The organism is Streptomyces sp. SID13031 (assembly GCF_010548305.1).
Lineage (GTDB): Bacteria > Actinomycetota > Actinomycetes > Propionibacteriales > Kribbellaceae > Kribbella.
The window spans coordinates 268451-292852 of sequence record NZ_JAAGLV010000003.1 but is presented as its reverse complement, the minus strand read 5'-3'; the positions used below and the strand labels follow the sequence as shown (position 1 = coordinate 292852).

The window sequence follows — 24402 nt, the reverse complement described above, 5'->3', positions numbered from 1 at the left end:
CCTGGTAGGCGCCGCAGAGGATTGCTGACCCGTTCGGCTACGCCCGGACGTTCGGTCAGCGTCAGAGGACCATGAGCCCTAGGAGTGCCCGAATCGTGTCCGGAGGCTTCGTCAGGCGGTGTCCTGGCAGGGAGAGGTCCGGTCAGGGGGTGGCGAATTGGTGGTGGTTGGTGACGGTTGTCTGGTTCAGGGCCGTTGTGTAGAAGGAGACCTCGTCGATCGTGCCGTCGAAGTAGCTGGGAGAGTTGGGGTCCAAGGTGTTCAGTGCAGCGCCGATGGAGAAGCCGTACGGGTCCATCACCGTGGCTCTGACAGCTGCCTGTGCTGGCAGCGCCACGCCATCGATGTAGAGCGTGATCGAGGTACCGTCGTACGTCTTGACGACGTGGTGCCAGAGTCCGTCGTTGACGGCGGCGGCCAATGTGAATGTCTTGTCCGAGCCTGTGCTCCATCCCCAGGCCATCATCGAGGCGCCGCCGGCGTTCAGGATCAGGGAGAACTTCTTGTTCACGGCCAGCGTGCCGTAGTCGAACAGCACTTGCTTGGCCGAACTCGTGGTCTTGAACCAGAGTTCCACGGATCGCGCGGAGGCGCCGATCGGCAGGTTCGTCGTCCCGGCCGCTTGCACGAAGTCGTTTTGGCCGTCGAACCGGGCGGCAGTGTTGGTGCTCCCGGCAAGTGCTCCGGCCACGCCGAAGTTCACGCCGTTCTTGTAGTCGGCGGTGTTGGTGCCCAGGCTGTCCGCGGCGCGGGGATAGGTCGACAGATTCACCTGGAAGTTGTCGAGCTGAAGACCGGTCGTGTCGCTCGCTCCGATGAACGTGCCCGAGCCGAGCCGGACGCCCGCCCAGCCGGCGGAGGTGATGGACGAATCGGTCGCCGTGGCGATCACGACGCCGTTGACGAACATGCGGATCGTCGACCCCACCATGTCCAGCCGGAGCCGGTAGGTCTGCCCGATGACCAATGTCTGTGAGACGTTCCCCAACGAGGTGGTAACGCCGTTGACGCTCCGGTTCAGCTGCCACCCGTCCGCGCCGAAGAGCCCGAGGTGGTAGCTGGCGAGGTAGAAGGTGCTGCCCGAGGTGCCGCCGACGCGGCCAGTGATGCCGATGTCGTCAGCCGTTGGCAGCGACTTCGCGGTGATGTCGGCCTCCACTGAGTAGTCGGGGCTCGAGGGAGTGGCCGAGGTGTGATAGCTGGCCGCCCCGAAGAGGCCGCCGCTCTGCCGGAGCCGGCCTTGATTGGTGATGACTCCGGTGTTGGGGTCCGCCCGGGTCCAGGTTGCGTCGGTGGTGTGTGCTGACAATTCAGTACCTGTCGTCGCGGTGAACCTGTCAGCGGAGACAAGCGCAGTCGTGTTCTCGCCGAGACGCCAATGGCTGAGAGCTCCGGCCGTCGTACTGACAGCCCCGGCGTAGCTGATGATGGCGACGTTGGCGTTCGTGGCGGTCTGCTGGTTTCCCACCAGGTCGGTACTGACGTAGCGGTAGGCGTAACAGGTGTCGTCCGTCACCTGGCTGTCGACATACGGGGAGGTAGGGTCGGCCGGGCCGACATTGGCGAAGGCGCTGTAGCTGCCCGTGGAGGGGCAGCTGCCAGAGCTGAGAGCCGCTTCGGAACGCTGGAGTTGGCGGCTGGCGATGCCAGACCCGCCAGCGTCGGTCGCCGACGTGAACGACACCTGAACGGACCGGCCCGGCTGGTATCCGGCCGGATGGCTGAGGGTGCCACCGGTCGGTGCGGTGGAATCGTCGACGAAGGTCAGCGTCAGGGTGGTCGCATTACCGGCGACATCGCGACCGCTGATGGCCTCGGTGGGGGAACTGGTCGTCGCGATCGGCCAGGCGAACGGGTTGGAGAGATAGGGGCCTCCGGCGGGTGTGGAAACGGTCGACGAGCTATGGGTCCAGGTCGGGCCGGCGGTAAGCGGCGTCGTCGTGCTCGAGGCCGGCCCGGACCCGGCGTCGGCTACCGCGTTGCTCAGCCGGAACGAGCCCGCGGCCAGACCGCGGTAGAAGACCGAGCTGCCGCTCAGGGCGGCGTTGCCCGTGGCAACAGTGACGGTAACGGCGTTCGTGGGCGCAACGAGGTCTGAGGTGACCTGGTTGCTCATCGGACTCTCGAGGCCGCGCCAGTTGATACCCACGCGCGGTGTGACCGCGTAAACCCACTGCCCGGCTGGTACCGCTGAATCCGTACAGGTCGTGCCAGTGACCGTGCAGACGAGTTGCGGAGTGTGGGTCGCGATGTCATAGCGGGTGACGAGGTAGTCCGCCACCGCGGTTCCGTTCGCGAGGATGCTCGCGGCCCAGTTGACGGTGACCGTGTTCCCGACACCGTCCGCGGTGGGTGTAGTCCCCTGGTTCACCGTTGTCGCCGCGGATCCGCCTGCGCCGGCGCTGGAGCTGCTCGTCCAATACGCCGCCGCGTTGCCGGCGACCAGCGCCAGAGGGACGGTGACGGCCGCAACGGCGGCGGCCAGCCGCCTTGATCTGCGGAAGCGGGAGGTGCGGGGCGCCGCCGGGTTGAGCGCCATCAGCCGGCCAGCAGGAAAACGGTGAATCCTGCCCCCTGGCAGGCATTCGCCGCGGCCGCACTCATCGTCAGCGCGGCAGCCAATGTCACCGGCAGCGAACCGTTCACGGCACCGACCTTGGCCGGCACAGTCCAGCCGGCCCCGCCATTCGTCTGCTGGGTGTAGCTGAGGGTCGAGACGGCACATCCGGCATGCGCGGCGTCGACGGCGAACCCGCCCGTCCCGGCGTCGACGTTCAACGACAGTTGGTTGATTCGGACGCTGAACAGGTTCGGGTTGGTGATCGTCAGCGCCACCCCGGCAGTACTCCCCGGCGCGAGCTGGGTGGCCGGCGTACCGGGTGACATGGTCATCGACAGCGCAGTACCGCCGTTGCCGGCGGCAATCCCAGCACCGGCCCCGGACCAGAAGGCGTCGGCCGTGAGGGTGCCGAGGGCAACGATGGCGGCAAGCAGCGCGACGAGCGGGAGGGCGATCCATCGAGTGTGCCGTCGCTGGGATGTCTTGCTCATGGTTCCTCCCGGTCTCATCGGTGGTACGTCGCTGTCGAGCAGCCAGTGGGGTGGCCCTGTAACCCCCACTGGCTGCGGTACTCCCGCCGTCAGGCGGCGGTGATGGTGAGGTTGATCGTGGTGTTCTTGCAGTCGTCCTGGTTCGAGGCGGTGTTGAGCATCTGGACCGTGCCGCTCAGCCTGCCCAGGTACGTCGTACCGGCGTCCCGGGTGAACGCGGTATCGCCAGCGGGGAGATCGAGGCCTACCGCGCTCGGCTGAACCAAAGTGAAGTCGGCAGTCGTGCACACCACGGCAACCGCGCCGGCCGGATGGTTGGCGGCAGTGGTTCCGGTGCCCGCGCCGGCTGCGTTGAGGTAGTTGACGCTCGTCTTCGTGATCGTCACGGAGGTGATGTACTGCGGTGTGTCGGCGGTGTTGGTGATCGTGTAGTCGACGGCCTGCGCCGTGCTACCCGGCGTCAGACCGCTGACCACGCCGTTCTGGGCGATGGTCATCGCGGTGCCGGTACCGGTGGTGCCTGCCGCGTCGCCGTTGCCGCTGGTGGTCCAGAACGCGTAGGCGATACTGCTGACGGCGAGTACCGAGAAGACGGCCAGGGGGATGGCAACGCGCTTCTTCCTGAGGATCTTGAACATGAGTTTCTCCTTCGTGCAGGTAGTGCCGCTGAGTCGCGCAGACCTGAATCGGGCGGAGGCGCCTCGGTTCCGCCTGGTCCTGAGGCTGCGGCTCCTGTGGTGCGTCCGCCGGTGCCGCCAGGTTGCAGAACGGGTGTCATCTCTGCGCCGGCCCGTACCCCAGCGGCCTGGTTGCTTATAGTGCAGAGGTCGTCACACGGGGGTGATATCGATGCTCGAGCAGCCGACACAACTACCGCAGACCGAACGCGAGTTACTCAGAGCGCAGGCGGAGCGCGAGCAGGCCGAGAACCGGTCGCACCAGTCGCAACGACTGGAAAGCCTGGGGCAGCTCGCCGGCGGGGTGGCACACGACTTCAACAACCTTCTCTCCGTGATCCTCAACTACGCCTCCTTCGTCGAGGAAGAGATCAAGGCTGTGCGCGGCACCGACCAGGGTCGGTGGGATGCGGCCTTGAAGGACCTCCAGCAGATCCAGGGCGCCGCCGAACGGGGTGCAGGGTTGACCCATCAACTCCTCACCTTCGGTCGCCGGGAGGTGGTCAGACCCAGGGTGCTCTCCCTCAATGCGGTCGTGAGCAACGTGGAGCATCTGCTCCAGCGGACGCTGGACGAGCAGATCGACCTGGTCGCCGGACTGGCGCCGGATCTGTGGCCGGTGATGGCCGATCCCGGTCAGATCGAGCAGGTCCTGGTCAATCTCGCGGTCAACGCCCGGGACGCTATGCCGAATGGTGGGGTACTGCGGATCGACACCGCGAATGTCGTTGTGGACAAGGCCTATGCGGTGAACCACCCCGGCCTCAGTCCGGGCCGGTACGTCCGGCTCCGGCTGAGCGACAACGGCAGCGGCATGTCGGAGGACGTGATCGAGCACGCCTTCGAACCGTTCTTCACCACCAAGCCGAAGGGCGAGGGCTCGGGTCTCGGGCTGGCGACGGTCTACGGGATCATCATGCGGATGGACGGGTTCGTGCAGATCATGTCCCGGCCCGGGGAGGGCACCACCTTCTTCATGCTGGTCCCGGCCACGGCGGTCCCGGCCGGCGATGGGGAGGCCGCAGATCCCGACCCGCCGGCCCGGTCCGCAGGCCGATCCTCCGGTGGGGGCGAGACCATCCTGGTGATCGAGGACGAGGACGCCATGCGCGAGGTCACCCGCCGCGTGCTCATGCGGAACAGTTATCGGGTGCTGACCGCTCCCGACGGTCTTACCGCGCTGGAGTTGCTGAGCACCACCGACGAACCGATCCAGTTGCTTCTCACCGATGTCGTCATGCCGCAAATGCTGGGCAAAGACGTTGCGGACAAGGTCTCCGTCCTGCGGCCCGGCATCCGCGTGCTCTACATGTCCGGCTACGCACAGCCGATGCTGACCTCACGAGGAACCCTGCAGCCGGGTGTCGCCCTGATCGAGAAGCCGTTCGCACAGGCGGAATTGCTGACGATGGTCCGTGCCGTGCTGGACGCGCCTGCGCCGGCGGCGAACTGACTACCTGATGCCGGTCCCGCTGTCGCCGAGGGCGGCCCGGATCGTTTCCACCAACCGAGCTGGGGTGAATGGTTTCTCCAGAAAGCTTGCGTTCGCGCCGACCAGTCCCTTGTCGACCGCGAGCTCCTTCGACAGTCCAGAGACGTAGACCACGCGCAGGTCCGGGTAGCGGCCGGCAAGTCGTCCGGCCAACGTCGACGCGCTGATGTCTCCGGGCATCCACACATCGGTGAGCAACAACCTGATCGGACCGTCGACAGCATCCGCGGCGCGCAGGGCAGCCCGGGAGTCGGAGGCAGTGAGGGCCGAGTAGCCGCACTTGGCGACGATCCGCCTGATCGCCTCCCGGATGTCCGCGTCGTCGTCGACAACGAGCACGACGTCCGCTGCGGCCATGAACTCCTCCTGATCCAGAGGTTTGCTGTCAAGACAGTTCTCACCCAGGGTGAGCACCTGGTGACTCATTGCTGATAGCTCGACTATAGTGAGGCGCTGGCCTGCTGCGTCGTACCTGGTGATCTAAGCTGCCGCAGCCCGGCGCAAGCGGACAGGTGAGACAGATGACGACAACGCGGCTGGGACGCCCCGGCAGCCCGGCTTCTGGAAACGACTTCGTCGCCGCGGTGTGCCATGCATTGCGGGGCTCGCTGACGTCGTTGATCGCCTTTTCCGGCTTCCTGACCGAGGCCGAGGAGGGAGTGCTGACCGAGGAGCATCGCCAGTTCGCCGAGATCATCCGGCGTACCAGTGATCGCATGCTCGCCGTCATCGACGAGTTGGCTCTCATCGCCGGGCTTGAGTCAGGCGAATCGCAGTTGGACCTGGTGCTCGTCTCGATCCCTGAGTTGGTGCGGACGGTCGTGGCGGAGCAGCAACCTCGCTCCCGATCCGCGGCGATCACCTTGCGGGGCGAGGATGTCGATGGACCGCGCACCAGCTGTGATCGGGTCCTCCTGCACCGACTTCTGACCAGTCTCGTCGTCAACAGGCTCGAGGCCGCCGTTCCAGGCGACACGGTGGTACTCCGCGCCGTGCCGGCGGCCACCGGCTGGCGGGTCGAGGTCTCCGACTCCGGCCCCGGATACTCCGAGGTTGAGCTGGACCAACTTTTCACCGCCTTCTATCAAGCCTCCAGTCGCCCGGCGACAGGTACATCCGCGACTGGTCTCGGGCTGGCACTGAGCCGGGCGATCGCCGAGAGTCATGGAGGCACTATCCAGGCCGACAACACGAGCGGCGGCACCACGATCAGCGTGTGGCTGCCGTGGCGGCGACTGGCTGAGCGGCGATGAACCACGTTCTGGTGATCGAGGACGATGCCGACATCGGACTCGCGCTCTGTGTCCTACTTCGCCGGTCAGGTTACGAGGTCGACCACGTCGAAGACGGGCGGGCGGGTCTGCGGGCAGTGCACTCCCTGCGCCCTGACCTCCTGGTGCTGGATATCGGGCTACGGGGTTTGGACGGCTGGCAGGTGCTCGAGCGGGTCCGCGACATCAGCGACCTGCCGATCCTCATCCTCAGCGGACATGGGCAGGAGGCGGACAAGGTCCGCGGGCTGCGGGCCGGAGCCGACGACTACCTCACCAAGCCGTTCGGCAACAACGAACTGGTGGCGCGACTGGAGGCTCTGCTGCGCCGGACGTCGCCGCCGACGTGGGCGATCGAGGTCTACGACGACGGCCGGCTGCGGATCGATCCACAGCAGCGATCGGTACGGATGGACGATCACGACGTGCGACTGACACCGACGGAGTTCCGCCTGCTGGCCGTGCTGGTCCGGCACCGGGGCTCGATCCTGAACCCGACCCAGTTGCTCGCCCAGGTGTGGGACGACCCCAGCGGGCTCGGCCTGGAACGAGTGAAGTTCGCAGTACTTCGACTCCGGCGGAAACTCGAATCGGAGGATTCGACGCTTTCGCAGATCGAGTCCGTCCGCGGCTTCGGCTACCGCTTCCGCCGCCCTGCTTGAGCAACCGGGTGTCCTCGCCGATCCTCCGCGAACCGATCGGCCCCCCGGGTAGTTGACCGCGGCAACTGGTTCGGATTGGTTGACTGCGGCATGCACCTGGCCATTGACAGAGGGTGATCCCTCACCTAACGTCACAGTCAGTAACGAATTGTGATCGGCGTAGAAAGGCCTTCGGAGCCGCCGCCGGTCGGACGAGGTGCGAACACGCTGTCTGCTCGCGGTAGGCCGGAACGGACCTGCTGCTGGCGGCGGACTGCCGACGAAATCCTGCTGGGCTCTCGATCGAGCCCCAACTGACAGGACCGTCGTACATGTGACGCAGAGCCTCCTTTGCGAAAGCGCTGACTGCAGCGCAACCAGTCGTGGTGATCAGTTTTGGGTCACGCGGCTTGATCGAAGGATGAAGATGAGTCACTCATGAAGCCTTCCAGGCCCTCACCGGTAGCCGCTCGACTACGTCTGAGCATGCTGGCGGTGGCGGCTGCATTCGCCGTCTCTTCGGCCGGCCTACTGGCAACCGGGGAGACCGCCTCGGCGGCGGCCGTGGTGGTGCCGCTGGGTACCGCCGAGAGCTTCGTGGTCCTCGCGGGGGCAGGAATCACCAACACCGGACCCACCGTCCTGACCGGAGACATCGGCAGTTTTCCGAATCCGGCGATCACCGGCACCGCAACGATGACGATCACGGGAACGAACCACGCCGGGGACAACGTGACGCAGGGCGCGAAGGACGATCTGGTCACCGCCTACAACGTCGCCGCGGGGGAGAAGCCGCCGACGCCGATCACCGACGACCTGGGCGGCAAGACGTTGACCCAAGGGGTCTACAACTCGGCTTCCTCGATCGGCTTGACCGGAGCACTGACCCTGGACGCTGAAGGCGACGCGGGAGCGGTCTTCGTGTTCCAGGCAGGATCCACGCTCACCACTGCGACCAGCAGCAGCGTGGTGCTGACCAACGGAGCCCAATCCTGCAACGTGTTCTGGCAGGTGGGCAGCTCGGCGACAATCGGTACGGCGACCAGCTTCCGCGGGACCATCCTGGCGTTGACGTCCATCACCATGGACACGGGCGCCACAGCCGTCGGCCGGATGCTGGCCCGCAACGGGTCCGTCACCCTCGACACCAACACCATCACCAAACCATCCTGCAGCCCCACCCCACCAACGACGCCGCCGCCAACCACGCCTCCGACGACGCCGCCAACCACGCCTCCGACGACGCCGCCGACGACGCCTCCGACGACGCCTCCGACGACGCCGCCGACGACGCCTCCGACGACGCCGCCAACCACGCCTCCGACGACGCCGCCAACGACGCCTCCGACGACGCCGCCAACCACGCCTCCGACGACGCCGCCAACCACGCCTCCGACGACGCCGCCAACGACGCCTCCGACGACGCCGCCAACGACGCCTCCGACGACGCCGCCAACCACGCCTCCGACCACGCCGCCAACCACGCCTCCGACGACGCCGCCAACGACGCCTCCGACCACGCCGCCAACCACTCCTCCGACCACGCCTCCGACCACGCCGCCAACCACTCCTCCGACCACGCCTCCGACCATGCCGCCACCAACGCCCAGACCTCCGCAGGTCACTCGCACTCCGGAAGGTCCCGTGGGTACGGGGGATGCCTCTGGTGATTCGATGTATCTGATCGAGACTCCCATCGTCCCGTGGTTCGGCTGGATAGCGGCTGGCACGCCATGAAGACCGGCGCAGCGGTTCTGCTCGTCGCGACCGCCTTGGCTGTGGCCGGGTGCACCAGTGGGTCGGACACGGGGGCGACTCAGCCCGGACCGACCTCGGCCGACGTCGCACCAAGCGGAACCGCCGCGCCGACCACAGTGATCACGTCGACGGTGCTCACCCCAAAGACCACCACTCCGCCCCGCAAGTCCAGCCCAGTACTCCGCTCGGAGCCGTCCGACGAAGCGTCCCAGCCACCCCCTGGCCAGGGTCGCGGTCCGTCGGCACCGATGCGGAAGTCCACCCCGGTCGGGGTCGCGATCCCAGCGATCGGGGTGGACTCAGGCCTGATGCGCCTCGGCATCAAGCGCAACGGCAACCTGCAGGTCCCGCCGAACGGTTTCCCGGCCGGCTGGTTCACCGGCGGCCCCACGCCAGGTGAGAAGGGGCCAGCCGTCATCGCCGGACACGTCCGCTGGTCCGGGCGGGCGGGCGTCTTCGCCCGGCTGGCGTTGGTTAGACCGGGCGACAGCATCGTCATCACTCGCCAGGACCGTTCGGTGGCCGTGTTCCGGGTGACCAGAGTCAGACAGTTTCCCAAGTCGGCCTTCCCCACAGCCGCGGTGTACGGCGATCTCGACCACGCCGGATTGCGCGTGATCACCTGTGGCGGCCTGGACGACGCATCAAACAAATACGAGGCCAACCTCGTGGTCTTCGCCGACCTGATCACCTGATCCCTACCCAAGGCTGGAGCGTTCTATTGACCGTAGGCGATGGTCAGGAGACGCAGCCGCCGGAGAAACTCTTCCGCGAGCTCGCCCTTGACCCCACCCGCGACTACCAACCCCTCGGCCGAGGGATCGCTCGTGGGACCTGCGGTTACGGCACGTGTGGTCTTGGTGACTGCGAGGCGAGCCCTTGGGGGTTAGGGTTTCTGGTGCTCGCGCAGTGGGCGCAAGAAGTGGTAAGACGGCGAGATGGAATTGTCCTCAGCGCCCTTTCTCTCGGCTGCCGCGGAGCCGCTTTACCGTGCGGCCGTCGTGGGCGGGAGGACGAGCTTGGAGGTCCTGGCCGAGCGTGCCGGTATGGACTGCGCCGCTGCTGCGGACGAGGTGAAGGCGCTGGCTGCCATCGGTCTACTCGAAGTGAGTGACGGGGGGATCGAGGCAGTCGCTCCGCGGATTCCGTTGGAGCAGGTGGCGGCTGAGCATGCGAGGGCTGCTGACGCCACTCGCCAGATCGCCTCGGTTTTTGCTGACATCTGGAGCGAAGCCGGCGACCGCTCGAGCTTTGTGGAGGTCATCGCGGACGAGGCGCGGTGCACGGCGGTTGAGGCCAAGCTGATGGATGACACCGCCTCGACCGTCGACGGTTTGTGCATCGGCCCCGTCTCGCCGCGGAAGGTCCAGACCGGGATGGAGATCCCGCGGCCCGGCGTGGCGATCGGATTCTTTGCGGCCATGGAACGCGGCGTGCGAGCACGCGGACTGTACGGCGTATCGGTTCTCGAGGACTTCGAAGGGCTTGCCGCAGTTCATCAGTGCATCGCGGTCGGCGAGCAGGCGCGCGTCTTCGCCCAGGTGCCGCTCAACCTCATGCTGTACGACGACAAACGTGCGTTGTTGTCGGTTCCGGGCCAGAAAGGGGCCCGGCGGTCACTCATCATCGTCCACGAGTCCGGCCTGCTCGACTCCTTGGTCGGCCTCTTCGACGTCTTCTGGCAGATGGGCGTGCCCCTGTCAGCGGAGTCTCAGGTGGTCGACGCGTTCGGGAGTCCGGGTTCGGATGAGCAGCAACTGCTGTCCTACCTGGCGGCCGGTCTCACCGACGAGGCGATCGCTCGCGACCTGTGCGTGAGCGCTCGCACGGTCGGCCGGCGGATCGCTCGTCTCGAAGAGGTGCTCGGCGCCCACAGCCGATTCCAGCTGGCCATCCAGGCGAGCCGTCGGGGCTGGATCTGAGCCGGCACGGCAGCACCTCCTCGAGCCCGAGGCGCTCGAGGAGGTGCCACTGCTGCGGAACAGCTCAGGCGCGCCGCGCTGGAGCTGGTCCTTCCAGGTGTGCGATCACTCCGACACGGAAGCCGTGAACGCGCCCGATCCGGAGTCGGCCTTCACCACGAGGCGGTAGGTGCCCGCCGTGTTGTTGTAGGTGAACGACTCGTCCGGGTTCGGGCTGATGCCTTGGGCAACTGTCACCCAGGTGAATCCGGATTGCTTCTGCAGGTAGACGTCGAAGTCGCTGCCGGTCGGCCCGTCGAGGCAGACCTTGAGCTGGCCCGCGTCGCTGTCGCTGAATGCAGGGAACGTCTTACTGCCGCCCGCGGTGAGGCTGCCGCTGTAGGTGAGCGCGCCGGTGCACGTCCCGCCACTGCCGCCGGAGACGACCCACGAGAACGACACACTGGCCGTCTTGCCCCCGGCGTCAGTGACCTTCGCCGTCACGGTGGAGCTGGCCGCGGCGGTCGGGGTGCCGGAGACCAGACCCGTCGAGGCGTTGACCGTCAGGCCCGCAGGGAGACCCGTCGCCGACCACGAGTACGGCGTGGTGCCGCCAGTCGCTGCGAGCTGCAGCGTGTCAGCGGTCCCTGCCGTGCTCGTCTGCGCGCCGGGGTTGGTGACCGTCGGGGAGCCGGGATCCGGGTTGCCCGTGCCACACGTCTCGGTCGTCGCCGCGACGGCGATGGCCGTGAACGCCTTTTCGACCGCCAGGCACTCTGCCGAGCCCTGACCGTAGAGGTCCTTGGCCGACTTGATCGCGCCGGTCCGGGCATTGGAGTACTTGCTCGACGACGTGAGGTAGGTCGCCAGCGTGCGGTACCAGATCTTCTCGGCCTTGGCGTGACCGATGCCGGTCACGGCCGCGGCGCCGGAACAGGTGGGGGAGTTGTAGCTGATCCCGTTGACCGTCTTGGCGCCCGAGCCCTCGGAGAGCATGAAGTACCAGTGGTTGAGCGGACCCGAGGAGTAGTGCGGGTCGAGGGACCCGAGCGTCGAGGACCAGCAGTCCTTCGACGCTCCGTCCTTGCTCGGCTTGTCCATGTAGCGCAGCGGCGAGCCGTTGCCGTGGATGTTGATCTCTTCACCGATGAAGTAGTCCGGTACGTCGTTGGGGTTGTTCACGTAGAACTCGACTGCCGTGCCGAAGATGTCGGAGTTCGCCTCGTTGAGTCCGCCGGCTTCACCGCTGTACACGAGTCCTGCGGTGTTCTCGGTGACACCATGGCTCATCTCGTGCGCGGCGACGTCCAGCTCGGTGAGCGGAGCAGCGTTGTTCGCACCGTCGCCGTACGACATCTGTGTGCCGTCCCAGAACGCATTGACCATCGCGTTGGCGAAGTGAACGCGCGAGCGGGCCCCGCGGCCGTCGTTCCAGATCCCGTTCCGGCCGAGCTGGGTCTTGTAGTAGTCGAACGTCTTCTGCGCGCCGTAGAGCGCATCGACGGCGGCGGACGCACGGTCGGACTGCGCCCCGGTGCCCCACTTGTCGTCGGCGTCGGTGAAGATGTCACCGTCAGGGCCTTCACCCGTGTTCGGGTCGCCCTGGTTGTGTACGTCGGTGGCCGTGTTGCCCGTCGCGTCCCTCATCTCGAAACCGCCGCCCGACTTGGCGCTGGTGTTGATGGTGACGTTGCCGACGAAGATGCCGTCGCCGGTACCGGTCTTGATCTCGTCGTCGGTCAAGAGCACGGCGCCCGTGCCGGCGTCGACGTACGTGTGCAGCCGGGTCGGAACCTGGTTGGCACGGATGCCGGTGGTCAGTACGTCGTACGCCAGCTTGGGGCCCTGGTCGGTGACGAGGACGACCAACTCGTTCCCGGCGGTCGTCTCGTCCTTGGTCGCCTGCGCCGTGGCGAGGCCCTTGGCCTGTGCCGCCGCCCTGGAGATCTTCGGGGTCCGCGACGCGGGGGCGATGCTCTTGCGGCCGAGGTTGTAGGTGACCTCCGTGACCGCGCCCTTAGCGTCCTTGTGGGCGACAAGGTCACCACCGATCACCCGCAGCCCGTCGAGCGTGCGCTGGTAACGCACGTGTGTGCCGCCGTCAGCGTCCTCGATGACCGCTTTGACGGTCAGCTTCTCGCCCGATGCCAGGCCCAGCGCGGAGGCACTCGCCGGGGCGTGCGCCTGCTCGTTGGCAGCCAAGGAGCTCGACTCGTGGGCGACGGCGCCAGGAGGTGTCTGGTCGGCGTTGGCGGCGAAGACAGGCGTCATCACCAGCCCAGCAGCGAGAAGACCGCTGGTGGCGGTCAACCTGGTTTTGGCTCGATTCACAACTGCTCCTTGGGGCGGGGTCGACGATCGGCCGACCTGGGGTGCGCCGGCCGCGACAGGGATGAATCGGCAGCGATGGCGTTTGGGTGCTCTGAGTTTGAGCACGCCCCATGACCAGCGGAAGGCGTTCTCGCTGGCGGAGATCGGCACCGCCGATTTACGACATCCCTCGGGACGGGTGCGGCATCGTTGCCGAAAGCACCAAGTCGCGTGCTGGCCAACGTGTATTGCATCCACCGGCCTGGGGTATGGCGATGCTTCAGCGTCGGTTCAGTGCAGGAGTGCGGATGGTACGAGTTGATGAGGTCGATGCGCGCGTGCTCGCGGATGCCTACCGGATGGGCTCCCGCGCCTCGGATGGCATCGCTGAGTCTGGTGGAAATGGCCGCCGCGCCCGTGGCTGCCGATGAACTGGCGTGGGTGACATCGCACAACTTCCGCAAGACGACAGCCACACTGCTGCCGTGGCAGACCTCAGTCGCTGGTGAGCAGTACGACCTCGGCTACGCAGCAGACTGCCTCGAGGTCTACTGGGACCTGGCCGGCCAGATCTGGCAGTAGGTCCGCAACCTGCCGCCCGGGACCGACGTGTCGAGAATCGTGATCGAAGGCAGCTAAGAACCGGACAGGGCCCGGCCAAGTGGCGTCCGGTGGCGCGGGCTCCTACGATGAGCCGATGCATCCTGGCTCGCTCGTCGCCGGTCGATACCGCCTGGAAGAAGAACTCGGCCAAGGCGGGATGGGGGCTGTCTGGCGCGCGGTGGACCTGGAGTTGGGGCGCGAGGTGTCGCTGAAGCGGGCGATCGCAGGGGGCGCCGGGCAGATCCGCCGTGAGGCCAGAGTCGGTGCAGGGGTGCTCCACCCCAACGTGGTGGCGGTCTTCGACACCGTCGTCGACGGTGACGTGCAGTGGCTCGTGACGGAGTACGTGCAGGCGATGAGCCTGGATCGGATCATCGAAGCCGGCGGTCCGCTCTCGGAGGCACGGGTGCTCACGATCGGCGCCAAGTTGGCGACGGCTCTCGTCGCGATTCACGAGCGTGGCATCGTGCATCGCGATATCAAACCGGCCAACGTCCTGGTCACCGACGACGATGTCGTCAAGCTCACCGATCTCGGGATCGCTCGCTGGACAGAGGTCACGCAGACCGGCGGAGCTCAGCTGACGGGCACGCTGGGCTATGTCGCACCTGAGGTCGCGAACGGCGCGGAGGCAACTGCGGCCTCCGACGTGTTTTCGCTCGGCGCCACTCTCTACGCGGCCGTCGAAGGCCGGTCGCCATGGGGCGATGGCGCCGACGGGCCGTTCTCCCAGATCCAGCGGGCGGCGAAGGGTTCGCCCATCCCTTACCAGCACGCACGGCAGCTCGCGCCGCTACTCGATGCCCTGATGGAGCCGGACCCGGCGAATCGCCCGTCGGCAGCGGAGGCCGCCGGGCTGATCCAGGGGCGCGATCTCCCGCGCCGATCCTGGAAGCGGCGCCTCCGACCGGTACGACGGGGGGCGATCCTGACCGCGGTCGCCGCAGTCGTGGTGGGCGCCGTACTCCTGGCATGGCTTCTGCCACGCAGCCCGGCCCCGCAGGCGGCCAGGCCGAATCCCATCGGGCTCGGGTCCGATCCAGCGGCTGCTGACCCCTGCGCGGTGATTCCTGCGGACGCGCTGCGTGAGTTCGGGCAGTCCTTCGTCGACCCTGAGGCCAGGAATTTCGCCAGCTGCGTGATCTCGAGCAATCTCAAGGACGGCAGCGGCCAGGTGCAGTCCGCCATCGAGTTCACCGGCCCTGAAAGGTATCCGTCGCGTCCGTTGGCGGCTGGCCAGCTGGGCGAGATCGAACGGCCCGACGAAAAAGAAGCAAGTTGCGAGCGCGTCGTCACCCTGCCCGACACCAACCGTCTCACCATCTCGACGTACCGCACGGACAAGGCGAAGCAGGCGCGGCTCTGTCCGTTCTCGGAGTCGCTGATACAGGACGCGCTGGCAGTCTTGTCGAAGGGCCCGCTGCCGCAACGAGCGGAATTGCCGGCGGACTCGCTGGCCAAAGTCGACGCCTGCACGCTGGTCGACGCCACCGAGGCCAGTCAGCCACTCGACAAGCCCAGCGGTCGGCCAACTTCGGATTTCGGCAACTGGGGATGCACCTGGGAGGGAGGGGCGAGCGAGCTCAGCGCCAAGTTCACTCGTGAGTGGCCGATCGAAGGCGACCCAGAGTGGGGTGGAAAGGTCATCAAGGTCGGTGACCGGAACGCGCGCCTGATCCCCGACTCCGACAACAAGGCCATCTGTACCGCCATGGTGGTTCACCGGCTCTACAAGCCGAGCCTGCCGGTCTTGGAGGGCACCCCGGACAAGCGCGAAGAGGTGGTTTCCGTCCAGGTAGTCGATACAACCGCTCCGGACTCAGCCACTGTCTGTGCGAGAACACGAGCAGCTGCCGAGGCCGTCGTACGACGACTTCCGGACATCCGCTGACCATGGAACCGATCGCCAGGAGAGCGAAGTTCAACCAGCTCCGAAGCCTTCGGCACGCCCCTGACGAACCACCGCCGGGCACCTTGAGTGTCCTCACGGTCGCCGAGAACCTTGTCGTGCCGCCCGCTCCCGATGCCGAGATCAGCTTCGGACGAAACCGGCTGGCCGTCGACTTGTGCATCGGCGAAAACGACGTACGGATCAGCCGGGTGCACGGCACCATTACCTGCCAGGAGGGGCGTTGGTGGCTGCGCAATCAGGGCCGGCTTCCGATCCGGGTGTCGAACGCCGTACTGCTCCATACCGGCAGCGAGCCGCTCCCGCTGGCCGTCGGCTACACGACGCTCTTCCTGCGCGGGAACCGCCACCGTGAGCATCTTCTGGAGGTGCTGGTCTCGGACGGCGACGGCCGGGCCGCACAACCTCGGCCGAGCCAGTTGACCGTGCCGCCGAAGCGCTGGCGGCTGACCCCAGAAGAACACCTCACGCTGACAGTTCTTGCCCAGCGCTACCTGGCCTACGATCTGCAGCCCCTGCCGCTGACCAGGCAACAGGCCGCGGCAGAGCTCGCCGACCTGCGGCCGCAGGAGACCTGGACCGCGAAGCGCGTCGAACACATCGTCTCGCGCCTGCGGCAACGACTCTCCGACGCCGGCGTCGCCGGTCTGCGCCGCGACGAGGTCGGCGAACCGGTCGGCCTGACCCTCACGGTCAATCTGATCTGGGAACTCGTGCAGTCCACCACCATCGTGCCCATGGACCTGGAGTGGCTCGAGCTGGCCGGAGACAACCCCGGCGCCAAGCTTCCCCCGACCTGATCCGGCCCGCACAGACATCACGTCAGCCAGTCCAGCAACCAGCCTCGGTCGGCGGCCTTCACCCCGGCTTGGAACCGGCTGCGCGCGCCGAGCCGGATCATCAACTTTGCCACCATCCGGCGGATGGTCCGCACGGAGACCCCCAACTGCGCGGCAGCGTGCTCGTCGGTGCACCCGAGTGCCATCAACCGCAGTACCTCCTGCTCCCGCCAGGACAGTTCGGCCGTCATGGCGACGTCGGTGCCGCCGAACGGCACAGCATCGGGCCAAACCCGCTCGAAGAAGCCAGTCGCGGCGGCAACGACGTTGTTCAGCCAAAGCACAGCCACACTATTGTCGGCACTGTCTGCAGGTACCACAGCAGTCCTGCCATCGATGACGAGCACGTTCATCATCACCACCGGCGTCGTCCGGACCGCAACACCGGCCATCGCCAGCGCGCCGAGGCGACGGGACAACGCCGGAGCGGTCCGCGCGCTATCAGGGAAGAGCGCGCGGTACCGAACGCCGGGACAAACATCGCGCGGCCCGAACGCCGCCCCTGTCGGCGTCAACGTGCTGATCGCGATCACCTCCTCGCGGGCGCCGGCCAGCAACGCGGCAACCCCACCCCGCGCAGATGCCTGGTGCGAACCGGTCCGCTGGGTCAGCCTGGTGACAGTCATGATCGTCGTACCCCCAAGAGGTGAGCGTCCCGAACTTTGTACAACCAGAGCCTCGGGACCGGTCCCCAAGCTCCGCCGCACGCCAACTGGGTACGGCGGCCACAGTGGGATCTCGGGTATCTCGATCATCAACAACACGATCGCGAACAATCCGAAGCCGGGCATCCTGGGCGCCTCGGCGGTGTCGGGCTCCGGCAACGTCGTCCGGAACACGATCTTCGCCGGGAACTCGACCGGGATCGGCGGGCCGTTCAGCTCCGACCCCAACCTGACCAGCGATCCGGGATTCATTGACCCGGGCAACGGTGACTACCACCTGCGCGAGGGCTCGTCGGCGATCGACGCGGGCAGCGCGAGCGGCGCTCCGGCGACCGACCGGGATGGTGTCGCGCGACCGCAGGGCAATGGGTACGACGTCGGTGCGTACGAAGGAGCAGGTGGCGGCGGACCGACCGACCCGCCGCCGACCGGCGACTGGGATCCGCGACAGCCTGGCCCGAACGACCTGTTCACGGCGACCGATGGCTCCGCGAACTACTTCCGCTCGGCGATCGGAGCCAACCCGCGGCTGGACCCGAACTCGAGCGCGATCGTCAACAGTATGGGCAGCAACACCCCGCGGCTGAACGGCCCGGAGTGGCAGATCACAGTCTTCACCTCGAGCAACTCCGACCCGGTCTACGACCCGGAATTCAGTGAGGACTGGGTTGCTCGGTCGGCGACGGCATCCACATCCCCGACTACGCGACCCGCGAACTCCCGTCGCCTGGTGACGAATGGATCGTCGTCTACAACAAGGACGACAAGACCGTGAAACAAGATGCTGGCGCTCGACTACCAAACCCAAGCCCAGGAGATGAAGACGATCGCCGGCCAGGCGGACTACGCCCTGGGCAGCGTTCACGCGATCACCAAGGACGGGACCTTGGTCATTGCCTCGGCCTCCGGCAGCCAGCAGGCAGCGTGCGCATTGGGGTGCCGCGAACGTGATCTTCGTCGTAGGCGCTCAGAAGCTGGTTCCAAGCCTGGAAGTCGCGCGCGAGCGCGTTTACCAGCACAGCCTGAAGCTGGAGGACGCTCGCGCCCAGGCAGCCTATGGGCAGCACAGCTCCGTCGGCATGATCCTCGAGATCCACCAGGAATTGCCCGGCCGAATCCACATCGTGCTCATCCGTCAGTCGGTGGGGTACTGACGGACGAGCACTAGCCGCAGGTCTATTCCTTGCGGTGCCAGCCGCCGCGTGGAGAGGGCCCGAGGTCGTCGAAGCTTCCCGATTGGGCGATCGAGATGTTGAACGATCGCTGGAAGCCTGGGACATCGCTTGACGCGCCGCTCTTTCCGGACTCGGTGGGAGGTTCCGGGATCCTCACAACGTGAGTAAGGCGCTTCGTGACGCCCGGCGGCCAATCGGTAGTCAGCGACGCCGAGAGCTCGGCGCGTTGCTACGGCAGCACAGAAGAGCGGCGAATCTGACCCAGACGCAAGCCGTAGCCAAGCTGGGGTGGCCAAAGACGCGCGTGAGTCTGGTTGAGACAGGACGAGTCCGCGTGGAGATTGAGGACGCGATTGCTCTCGCGGACGCGTATCGGATTCCGCGTGCAGCCCGGTCGGCGTTGCTGGAAGCGACCGAACTGGCCGGCATGCGCACTGTGGCGGACGAGCTGTCGTGGGTGACCTCGCACAAGTTCCGCAAGACCACGGCGACCATCCTGGAGGATGCGGGCCAGACGCCGCGGCAGATCGCGGATCAGCTCGGACACTCGCGCCTGTCGACGACGATGGATGACTGCATCGGCCGTAAGACCCGTAATCCGGAGGCTGCGAAGCACCTCGACGAGGCGATGCGGTCCATCCATGAGCAGGATCGACAGGTGCCGCCAGGTCCCGACATCTGACGAAAGGTGTCGAGGTGAGAGCTCAAAGTCGTGAGTAAGTCTTGAGTTGCGGCCCTCGGGGACATGCCCCTATGGGAATAAGTGCTGGTCAGAGGGCCGACGAGGGGACTTGAACCCCTAACCACCGCTTTACAAGAGCGGTGCGCTACCAATTGCGCCACGTCGGCTGGTGCACCGGAGTGCTGGTCCATCCTAGTGGATGGGAAACGGGGGGTGGGTGGGGTGGGGTGGGGCGCAGGCTGGGGGGATGGGGGCGGTGGGGGTGTGGCGGGGGAATCGGGGGTTTCGGCGGCTGGTTTGGCGCGGTCGGTTTCGTTTTATTTTTGGCGGGACTGCTGGGGCTGCCCGTACGACCTTCATCGCCGCCGGGACGGGCGGACTGCTCGCCTCGGCCGCCACCGCGGTCAGCCTTGTGCGTCGGGCTCGGCAACGTTGAGTTCGGCAACGTTGAGTTCGGCGATTGGTTGTCGTAGGGATCGGGCTCCCGGTACTGCGATCAGCGCGACTCCGGCCATTACCAGGAATGCCACCAACGGGTGATCCACGAGTAGTCCGACGATGACCGCGACCAGCAACCCGCCGAGGTTGCCCGCCATCCAGATCAGACCGGCGGCCGTGCCCTCTGCCTCGCCGGTGCGGCGCTCGACGAGTTCGAGCACGATCGGCAGCGCGGGAAGGAGCAAGAACCCGATCAGGGTGATCGCGATGAATCCCATGGCCACGCCGGGCCATAGCGCCAGCGCGACGCAGGCCAGCGCGGTCGCCGACAAGCTTGCTACCAGCAACGCTGCTTCCGACTTGTGCCGGACCACCAGCACGGGTATGACGGCGCTTCCGATGACTCCGGCAACGACATTGATCAGCAGGATCGTCGAGGCGGTACCCGCACTGACGCCGGCCGGCTCCAGTAGTGCTTGCGAAAAGGTGGTCATGGCAACGAAGACGCCGAAGGGGAAGAGTGCCAGTACGCACACTCGCCTGATCAGCGGATCGCCCCAGGCAACCCGCAGGGCGCCGCGATCCGGCCGTCGCCGCTCCACCTTGTGTTCGCCAGGTTTGCGCAGGGCAACGATCAGGATGACCGCGGCAACGACCGAGAAGATTGCCGTCAGCCACAACATCGTGGGCAGTTCGCTGCCGTCGGCAAATATTGCCGACAGCAAGAAGGCGATCACCATGCCGGCGAAGATGCTCGCCGTCCCGGCCGCGATCCCGGTCGGCCGGTCCTTCTCCGCGAGGTACCGGCCGGTGATCCCGGTGACCGCGTTCAGGACGAGCGGCTGGGCGACCGAGGCAACGATCTGACCGGCCAGCAGCCAGCCGTAGTCGTCACCGCCGAGCCGGAGCAGCGCACCCAGCGCGGTCAGCACGGCACCCGCGATCAGGCCGCTGCGAAACCACCTGTCGAGGATCAACCCGGCCGGGATCGCCAGTACGACGTACAGGAGCGGGAACACCTGCGCGAGCCAGCCGATCGCACTCTCGGACACACCGTACCGCGCGGCCGCGACCGTCGTCACCCCGGCGAAGTTCAGCCAGACCAGCTGAGTCGACGCCCCCACCACCGCAAACGCGACAATCGCTCCCCAGCGACTGCGCAGCCCGACCTCCACCATCCGCGCTCCCATCCCCAAAATGCTTACCGAACAGTAACCCGAGAGGAGCGGCTCGGCGAGACCCTTAGCGAGTGGCGCGGTACCGGCGGACCCGGCGATCGACGAACCGGCGTACCAACGGGGCGAGCAACGGGCCGAGCCCGGCCAGTACCGCGATGCCGGGGTCGGGGTAGACGGCGAAGCGGCGGCGCTCGATCGACCGGACGATGGTGGCGGCGACCTTGTCGGCCGTGATGGGCTTGATCGCGCCCGAGATGGCGGCGGTCTCGGCGGGTTTGTAGAGGTTCTCCTCGGCGAGCTGCGGAGTGTCCACATCGGGCGGGAAGACGCACCCCACGTGGACCCCGGCCGGCTTCAGCTCACTGCGCAACGCCTCCATCAGGCCCCGTACTGCGAACTTCGCCGGCGCGTACGCCGTATAGCCGAAGAACCCGAGAACCGCAGTAGCAGAGCTGATCGCCACGATGGCACCGTTGCCCCGCTCGACCATCCCCGGCGCCACCGCCCGAATCGCGTGCAAGGTGCCGAAGTAGTCGACCTCGATCATGCTCCGGAACACCTCATCGGACAGCTCGAGGAAATGCCCCGGGCGCGCCAACCCGGCCGCGGTGATCAAGATGTCGCACGGCCCTCCCTCTGCTACGAATCCGTCGATCGCCGCCGTCAACGCGGCCTGGTCGGAGACGTCGACGGCCGCAGTACGAACGACCGCCCCGCTCGCTCGCAGCCCCGCCGCAGCCTCCTCCAACCGCTCGCCCCCACGAGCGATCAGCGAAACCGAGGCCCCCTTCGAGGCAAGCAGTCGAGCAGTCGCCAACCCGATCCCACTGGATCCCCCGGTCACCACCGCATGAGCCTGAGCCCCACGCACCTTGGTCATGCCGGCGGCCGCCCAGGCCGGGACAGGTCGATCCAGTAGCGGCGTACCGCGGTGGCTTCCGATTCTTCGAGTACGCCGCCGTTGTGCTCGATGGTGCGGGCGGAGGCGGGGTTGTCGGCGGCGCAGACCAGTAGTACTCGCGCTAGGTCGAGGCGGCGGGCGTCCTCGAGGATTTGGGCGAGGGCCCAGGTGGCCAGGCCCTGGCCGCGGGCCGATGGGCGGATGCCGTAGCCGATATGGCCGGTCCGGGGGTTGAGGTGGTGGCGGAGCGCGATGGCGCCTTGGACCCGCTCGCTATCGACGATCCAGCGGCAGGTGGCGTCGTCTGAGGCGGTCAGGCGGGTGACCCAGGTGGCGAAGCCCTCGGGGGACTCGACTTGGTCGGTTGCCTCGAGCCCGAAGCCGTCCTCGTGGAGGCCAGGACCCCATTCGGCATGTGCTTCCAGCCAGGGGAGATGCAGGCGGGTGGTGGGCGCGATCAAGGCCGATGGCACGTTCTCACCCTAGCCAACGCGCCCGGTGCGGTTGACGGTATGCGGGACAGACTGGAGTGTGGGGGTGGAGCAACGCCCAGGGGGATGCGCATGAGCGGAGAGCGGTCGGCCCGGATCGACCTGTCCGTGGCCGATGGCGGAGCGGTGGTCGCAGTGGCCGGGGTGATGGATATTCCGGTGGCGATGGCGCTCCGGAAGATTCTTGCCGAGGCGGCCGACTGGCGCGCGGGTGCGCTGCGGCTGCACCTCGACATCCCCGTCAACGGCGCCGAGTTGCTCGCGCAGATCCTCCGGGACGCGCAGGCCCGCTTCCAGGCGAAGGGCCGGCGGCTCGTGGTCGCCACGCCCAATGCCGCCGTCGCGATGCTCCTCGCCGGCGCCAACGTCACCGCGGAGCTGCAGGCCGGATAGAGGTTTCCACCGGGTACCCGAAGGCATGAGCCAACGGGAGGTCAGTGGGGGAGTTTGCGGGTGTCGATCAGCTGTTGCGCCACGTCGCGGAGTTTGGTGTTGGTGTCTTGGGAGTAGCGCTTGAGGATCGCGAAGGCCCGGTCGTCGTCGACGTCGAAGCGCTCCATCAGGATGCCCATCGCCTGGCCGACGAGCTTTCGGGCGTCGACGGCCTGCGCCATTGTTTCCTCGTGTCGTGCTGAGGCGACTGCTACGGAGGCGTGGCGGGCGAGGATGTGCGCGATTGCGTCGTCGTCCTCGCCGAAGGCGTCCGGCTCTGCGGAGTACAGGCCCAGTACGCCGATCGGCGTGCGGGTGCTGCCGCCGATGGCGAGGGGGACGTCCAGCACGCTGCGGACGCCGAGTCTGGCCACCTTCTCGGCCCATTTCGGCCAGCGGGTGTCGGTACTGGTATCGCGGATCAGGACGGTCGTGCCGTTCTCCAGGGCGGTGATCAGCGGGCCGGAGTCGCTGTCGATCTGCAGGCTGTAGACCTCCGCGACGGTGGAATCCGTGACAGCGGCGACCTCTGGCGAACCGCGACCGTGCAACACCACCCCGGCATGGCTGCAGTTCAGCGCCTGCAGGGCGAACTGGACGACGGCGTCGACGGTCTCGACGACGCCCGGCGCGTCGTGCAACTCGACGGCAAGGCGCGCAAAGATGTCGGCTGCGTGCGCCGGGGGCTGGCCGGCAGTCCCCGTCCCGCGGTCCTGGGAGTGCTCCATACCGAAATTATGCCAACCGACCGGCGACAGCGGTGGAGATCCGGCTGAGCATTTCGGTGAGCGCATTCGGAGATTGCCGGTGGTAGTGGCGGGTACTGGGGTGGCCGTCAGCTATTTGGAGGTACTGCGATGAGCACCGTTTCTCCCATCCCGCCGACCGGACCGGGCAGCGATCCTGAGAATCCGGATCTGGTCGACCCGGGCACCGAGAACCCCGACCTCGGTACCCGCCCGGGTGACGACAGTCCGCTGACGATCCCTGAGCCCACTCCCGACGAGTGACCGTCCCCACCCGGAAGTCGGGTGGGGACGGTTGTGGTCACTGGCCGTTCAGGGGGTCGTACTTGGGGGCGTAGCGGAAGTAATGCGGGTCGGTGAAGGTGCCGGGGACCTTGCCGAGGCTCTTGATCACCGTTGAGGTGCCGGGGTAGGCGACGTGGTTCAGCTGGTAGAGGTACGCGGAGTTGGTGTCGCGGTCGATGCCGAGGATCAGTGAGCCGTCGGGGCCGCACCTGGTGGCGATGAGCTGCTCGAAGACCTGCCAGGTGGAGTTGCGCAGGGTCGTGCCGTAGGTCTGCATCGGGAAGACGTTGGGCACCGCGACCGTCATCAGCTTGCCGGCCCGCGTATTGAGCACGAACGTGTCCTGGTAGTAGTCGCGGCTGATCAAGGTCATCGACTTGGCGACAGTGAGCCCGCCGATGCCACCGGTGTTGCGCCAGGTTGTGCCGTCCAGGGTCCAGCGCGCGAGCAAGCCCGTGGTGTCCTGCGCGTAGAGCGAAGACCGCTTGGGTTCCAGCGGATCCGGCGACATGTACAGCGACTGCTCGATCCACCGGTGCTTCGTCCAGCCGCCACCGACGCGGGTCTGGACGACCGGGTGCGCCGGGTCGACCTGGCCGTTGGCGAGTACGCCGTACGAGGTCGTGTAGAGGACGCCCCCGATGACGGCCTTGCCGGTCCTGGACGCACCGGTACCACTTGGGATGCTGGTGAAGGTGGTGATGTGCTCGACCTTGCCCGGCTGGTAGACGCCGGGGGTGGTCTTCACCGCGCCGACGGTCGCCGGCGAGGTCGCAGTGATGGTGCGCGTGGTCTGGGCGCCGGCCGTGGTGACCGAGCCGAGGTCGAGTGAACAGGGTGCGGCGGCGGTTGCCGAGACTTCGGCGCTGGCCGGTGCGACGGTCGAGCCGAGCGCCACGGCCAGGACCGCGGCGCCCGCCAGACTGATGGTCTTACGAAGCATGATGGTTCCCCTCC

Annotated in this window: 26 protein-coding genes and 1 tRNA gene; 13 read left to right on the top strand and 14 right to left on the bottom strand. The window is 67.0% G+C overall.

The features are described 5' to 3' along the window. Positions 1 to 142: 142 nt before the first annotated feature. The 3 genes from G3I17_RS08750 to G3I17_RS08740 form a co-directional block, all read right to left on the bottom strand. Positions 143 to 2539: a LamG domain-containing protein gene (locus G3I17_RS08750; protein WP_164595423.1), complete on the bottom strand. Its 2397-nt coding sequence runs from the start codon at positions 2537 to 2539 to the stop codon at positions 143 to 145. Continuing rightward, positions 2539 to 3051, bottom strand: a complete 513-nt coding sequence (locus tag G3I17_RS08745; protein ID WP_164595422.1) for a hypothetical protein — start codon at positions 3049 to 3051, stop codon at positions 2539 to 2541. The genes G3I17_RS08750 and G3I17_RS08745 overlap by 1 nt, the downstream gene beginning before the upstream one ends. An 89-nt stretch (positions 3052 to 3140) precedes the next feature. Beyond that, positions 3141 to 3689 (bottom strand): hypothetical protein, encoded by a 549-nt coding sequence (locus G3I17_RS08740; RefSeq protein WP_164595421.1) that lies wholly within the window; start codon positions 3687 to 3689, stop codon positions 3141 to 3143. A gap of 211 nt (positions 3690 to 3900) precedes the next feature. On the opposite strand from G3I17_RS08740, the gene G3I17_RS08735 reads away from it, so the two are divergent. Continuing rightward, complete coding sequence (locus tag G3I17_RS08735; RefSeq protein ID WP_164595420.1) at positions 3901 to 5181, top strand: ATP-binding protein; 1281 nt, start codon at positions 3901 to 3903, stop codon at positions 5179 to 5181. Here G3I17_RS08735 and G3I17_RS08730 read toward each other — a convergent pair whose 3' ends face one another. Further along, the gene (locus G3I17_RS08730) at positions 5182 to 5577 is read right to left on the bottom strand and encodes a response regulator (protein ID WP_164595419.1); all 396 of its coding nucleotides are present in this window, start codon (positions 5575 to 5577) and stop codon (positions 5182 to 5184) included. Positions 5578 to 5741: 164 nt separating this feature from the next. Between G3I17_RS08730 and G3I17_RS08725 the strand changes: the two genes are divergently transcribed. Next, positions 5742 to 6473, top strand: a complete 732-nt coding sequence (locus tag G3I17_RS08725) for a HAMP domain-containing sensor histidine kinase (protein WP_164595418.1) — start codon at positions 5742 to 5744, stop codon at positions 6471 to 6473. After that, positions 6470 to 7153 (top strand): response regulator transcription factor, encoded by a 684-nt coding sequence (locus tag G3I17_RS08720; protein WP_164595417.1) that lies wholly within the window; start codon positions 6470 to 6472, stop codon positions 7151 to 7153. The genes G3I17_RS08725 and G3I17_RS08720 overlap by 4 nt, the downstream gene beginning before the upstream one ends. Before the next feature lie 380 nt (positions 7154 to 7533). Here G3I17_RS08720 and G3I17_RS40570 read toward each other — a convergent pair whose 3' ends face one another. Both G3I17_RS40570 and G3I17_RS40565 read right to left on the bottom strand, forming a co-directional pair. After that, complete coding sequence (locus G3I17_RS40570) at positions 7534 to 7839, bottom strand: hypothetical protein (protein WP_164595161.1); 306 nt, start codon at positions 7837 to 7839, stop codon at positions 7534 to 7536. A gap of 138 nt (positions 7840 to 7977) precedes the next feature. Further along, the gene (locus G3I17_RS40565) at positions 7978 to 8712 is read right to left on the bottom strand and encodes a hypothetical protein (protein ID WP_239062323.1); all 735 of its coding nucleotides are present in this window, start codon (positions 8710 to 8712) and stop codon (positions 7978 to 7980) included. Positions 8713 to 8835: 123 nt separating this feature from the next. On the opposite strand from G3I17_RS40565, the gene G3I17_RS08705 reads away from it, so the two are divergent. Further along, on the top strand, positions 8836 to 9585 hold the full coding sequence (locus G3I17_RS08705) for a class F sortase (protein WP_164595416.1): 750 nt from the start codon (positions 8836 to 8838) through the stop codon (positions 9583 to 9585). 324 nt (positions 9586 to 9909) lie between these two features. Continuing rightward, entirely contained in the window at positions 9910 to 10812 is a 903-nt protein-coding gene (locus G3I17_RS08700) for a helix-turn-helix transcriptional regulator (protein WP_164595415.1), read from the top strand. Between the two features lie 105 nt (positions 10813 to 10917). Here the strand turns inward: G3I17_RS08700 and G3I17_RS08695 are convergent, their stop codons facing one another. Next, complete coding sequence (locus tag G3I17_RS08695; RefSeq protein ID WP_164595414.1) at positions 10918 to 13122, bottom strand: M4 family metallopeptidase; 2205 nt, start codon at positions 13120 to 13122, stop codon at positions 10918 to 10920. Positions 13123 to 13503: 381 nt separating this feature from the next. Between G3I17_RS08695 and G3I17_RS08690 the strand changes: the two genes are divergently transcribed. From G3I17_RS08690 to G3I17_RS08680, 3 genes are all read left to right on the top strand, one after another. After that, on the top strand, positions 13504 to 13683 hold the full coding sequence (locus tag G3I17_RS08690; RefSeq protein WP_164595413.1) for a hypothetical protein: 180 nt from the start codon (positions 13504 to 13506) through the stop codon (positions 13681 to 13683). Positions 13684 to 13798: 115 nt separating this feature from the next. Then, positions 13799 to 15595, top strand: coding sequence for a serine/threonine-protein kinase (locus G3I17_RS08685; RefSeq protein ID WP_164595412.1), 1797 nt, complete (start codon positions 13799 to 13801; stop codon positions 15593 to 15595). A gap of 2 nt (positions 15596 to 15597) precedes the next feature. Further along, positions 15598 to 16413 carry an FHA domain-containing protein gene (locus tag G3I17_RS08680; RefSeq protein ID WP_239062322.1) on the top strand — a complete coding sequence of 272 codons (816 nt, stop codon included), beginning with the start codon at positions 15598 to 15600 and terminating at the stop codon, positions 16411 to 16413. A gap of 17 nt (positions 16414 to 16430) precedes the next feature. On the opposite strand, the gene G3I17_RS08675 is transcribed toward G3I17_RS08680, so the two are convergent. Then, the gene (locus G3I17_RS08675; RefSeq protein WP_164595411.1) at positions 16431 to 17078 is read right to left on the bottom strand and encodes a helix-turn-helix transcriptional regulator; all 648 of its coding nucleotides are present in this window, start codon (positions 17076 to 17078) and stop codon (positions 16431 to 16433) included. Between G3I17_RS08675 and G3I17_RS08670 the strand changes: the two genes are divergently transcribed. The 3 genes from G3I17_RS08670 to G3I17_RS08655 all read left to right on the top strand — a co-directional run bounded on the left by G3I17_RS08670 (position 17077) and on the right by G3I17_RS08655 (position 18974). Beyond that, positions 17077 to 17892, top strand: a complete 816-nt coding sequence (locus G3I17_RS08670) for a choice-of-anchor Q domain-containing protein (RefSeq protein WP_164595410.1) — start codon at positions 17077 to 17079, stop codon at positions 17890 to 17892. The genes G3I17_RS08675 and G3I17_RS08670 overlap by 2 nt on opposite strands. Before the next feature lie 118 nt (positions 17893 to 18010). Beyond that, positions 18011 to 18271 (top strand): LUD domain-containing protein, encoded by a 261-nt coding sequence (locus G3I17_RS08660; RefSeq protein ID WP_239062321.1) that lies wholly within the window; start codon positions 18011 to 18013, stop codon positions 18269 to 18271. A gap of 181 nt (positions 18272 to 18452) precedes the next feature. Next, a complete protein-coding gene (locus G3I17_RS08655; RefSeq protein WP_164595408.1) occupies positions 18453 to 18974 on the top strand; it encodes a helix-turn-helix domain-containing protein in 522 nt (173 codons plus the stop codon). 94 nt (positions 18975 to 19068) lie between these two features. Here G3I17_RS08655 and G3I17_RS08650 read toward each other — a convergent pair. The 4 genes from G3I17_RS08650 to G3I17_RS08635 all read right to left on the bottom strand — a co-directional run bounded on the left by G3I17_RS08650 (position 19069) and on the right by G3I17_RS08635 (position 21964). Then, positions 19069 to 19141: transfer RNA gene (locus G3I17_RS08650), tRNA-Thr, on the bottom strand. A 237-nt stretch (positions 19142 to 19378) separates the two neighbouring features. Continuing rightward, complete coding sequence (locus G3I17_RS08645; RefSeq protein ID WP_239062320.1) at positions 19379 to 20602, bottom strand: MFS transporter; 1224 nt, start codon at positions 20600 to 20602, stop codon at positions 19379 to 19381. A gap of 52 nt (positions 20603 to 20654) precedes the next feature. Further along, complete coding sequence (locus G3I17_RS08640; protein WP_164595407.1) at positions 20655 to 21470, bottom strand: SDR family oxidoreductase; 816 nt, start codon at positions 21468 to 21470, stop codon at positions 20655 to 20657. Further along, positions 21467 to 21964 carry a GNAT family N-acetyltransferase gene (locus tag G3I17_RS08635; protein ID WP_164595406.1) on the bottom strand — a complete coding sequence of 166 codons (498 nt, stop codon included), beginning with the start codon at positions 21962 to 21964 and terminating at the stop codon, positions 21467 to 21469. The genes G3I17_RS08640 and G3I17_RS08635 overlap by 4 nt, the downstream gene beginning before the upstream one ends. Before the next feature lie 90 nt (positions 21965 to 22054). Between G3I17_RS08635 and G3I17_RS08630 the strand changes: the two genes are divergently transcribed. After that, positions 22055 to 22375, top strand: coding sequence for a hypothetical protein (locus G3I17_RS08630; RefSeq protein ID WP_164595405.1), 321 nt, complete (start codon positions 22055 to 22057; stop codon positions 22373 to 22375). 41 nt (positions 22376 to 22416) lie between these two features. On the opposite strand, the gene G3I17_RS08625 is transcribed toward G3I17_RS08630, so the two are convergent. Further along, entirely contained in the window at positions 22417 to 23142 is a 726-nt protein-coding gene (locus tag G3I17_RS08625) for a GAF and ANTAR domain-containing protein (RefSeq protein WP_164595404.1), read from the bottom strand. A 129-nt stretch (positions 23143 to 23271) separates the two neighbouring features. Here G3I17_RS08625 and G3I17_RS08620 point away from each other — a divergent pair, with 129 nt between their 5' ends. Further along, the gene (locus G3I17_RS08620) at positions 23272 to 23424 is read left to right on the top strand and encodes a hypothetical protein (protein WP_164595403.1); all 153 of its coding nucleotides are present in this window, start codon (positions 23272 to 23274) and stop codon (positions 23422 to 23424) included. Between the two features lie 37 nt (positions 23425 to 23461). Here the strand turns inward: G3I17_RS08620 and G3I17_RS08615 are convergent, their stop codons facing one another. After that, positions 23462 to 24388, bottom strand: coding sequence for a hypothetical protein (locus G3I17_RS08615; RefSeq protein ID WP_164595402.1), 927 nt, complete (start codon positions 24386 to 24388; stop codon positions 23462 to 23464). Between the last annotated feature and the right edge of the window lie 14 nt (positions 24389 to 24402).

Bases quoted from the DNA above. Each gene is read 5' to 3' on its own strand.
- G3I17_RS08750 (WP_164595423.1), bottom strand. From the start codon at position 2,539: ATGGCGCTCAACCCGGCGGCGCCCCGCACCTCCCGCTTCCGCAGATCA.
- G3I17_RS08745 (WP_164595422.1), bottom strand. From the start codon at position 3,051: ATGAGCAAGACATCCCAGCGACGGCACACTCGATGGATCGCCCTCCCG.
- G3I17_RS08740 (WP_164595421.1), bottom strand. From the start codon at position 3,689: ATGTTCAAGATCCTCAGGAAGAAGCGCGTTGCCATCCCCCTGGCCGTC.
- G3I17_RS08735 (WP_164595420.1), top strand. From the start codon at position 3,901: ATGCTCGAGCAGCCGACACAACTACCGCAGACCGAACGCGAGTTACTC.
- G3I17_RS08730 (WP_164595419.1), bottom strand. From the start codon at position 5,577: ATGGCCGCAGCGGACGTCGTGCTCGTTGTCGACGACGACGCGGACATC.
- G3I17_RS08725 (WP_164595418.1), top strand. From the start codon at position 5,742: ATGACGACAACGCGGCTGGGACGCCCCGGCAGCCCGGCTTCTGGAAAC.
- G3I17_RS08720 (WP_164595417.1), top strand. From the start codon at position 6,470: ATGAACCACGTTCTGGTGATCGAGGACGATGCCGACATCGGACTCGCG.
- G3I17_RS08690 (WP_164595413.1), top strand. From the start codon at position 13,504: ATGGCCGCCGCGCCCGTGGCTGCCGATGAACTGGCGTGGGTGACATCG.
- G3I17_RS08685 (WP_164595412.1), top strand. From the start codon at position 13,799: ATGCATCCTGGCTCGCTCGTCGCCGGTCGATACCGCCTGGAAGAAGAA.
- G3I17_RS08680 (WP_239062322.1), top strand. From the start codon at position 15,598: ATGGAACCGATCGCCAGGAGAGCGAAGTTCAACCAGCTCCGAAGCCTT.
- G3I17_RS08670 (WP_164595410.1), top strand. From the start codon at position 17,077: ATGATCGTCGTACCCCCAAGAGGTGAGCGTCCCGAACTTTGTACAACC.
- G3I17_RS08675 (WP_164595411.1), bottom strand. From the start codon at position 17,078: ATGACTGTCACCAGGCTGACCCAGCGGACCGGTTCGCACCAGGCATCT.
- G3I17_RS08645 (WP_239062320.1), bottom strand. From the start codon at position 20,602: ATGGGAGCGCGGATGGTGGAGGTCGGGCTGCGCAGTCGCTGGGGAGCG.
- G3I17_RS08640 (WP_164595407.1), bottom strand. From the start codon at position 21,470: ATGACCAAGGTGCGTGGGGCTCAGGCTCATGCGGTGGTGACCGGGGGA.
- G3I17_RS08630 (WP_164595405.1), top strand. From the start codon at position 22,055: ATGAGCGGAGAGCGGTCGGCCCGGATCGACCTGTCCGTGGCCGATGGC.
- G3I17_RS08625 (WP_164595404.1), bottom strand. From the start codon at position 23,142: ATGGAGCACTCCCAGGACCGCGGGACGGGGACTGCCGGCCAGCCCCCG.
- G3I17_RS08620 (WP_164595403.1), top strand. From the start codon at position 23,272: ATGAGCACCGTTTCTCCCATCCCGCCGACCGGACCGGGCAGCGATCCT.
- G3I17_RS08615 (WP_164595402.1), bottom strand. From the start codon at position 24,388: ATGCTTCGTAAGACCATCAGTCTGGCGGGCGCCGCGGTCCTGGCCGTG.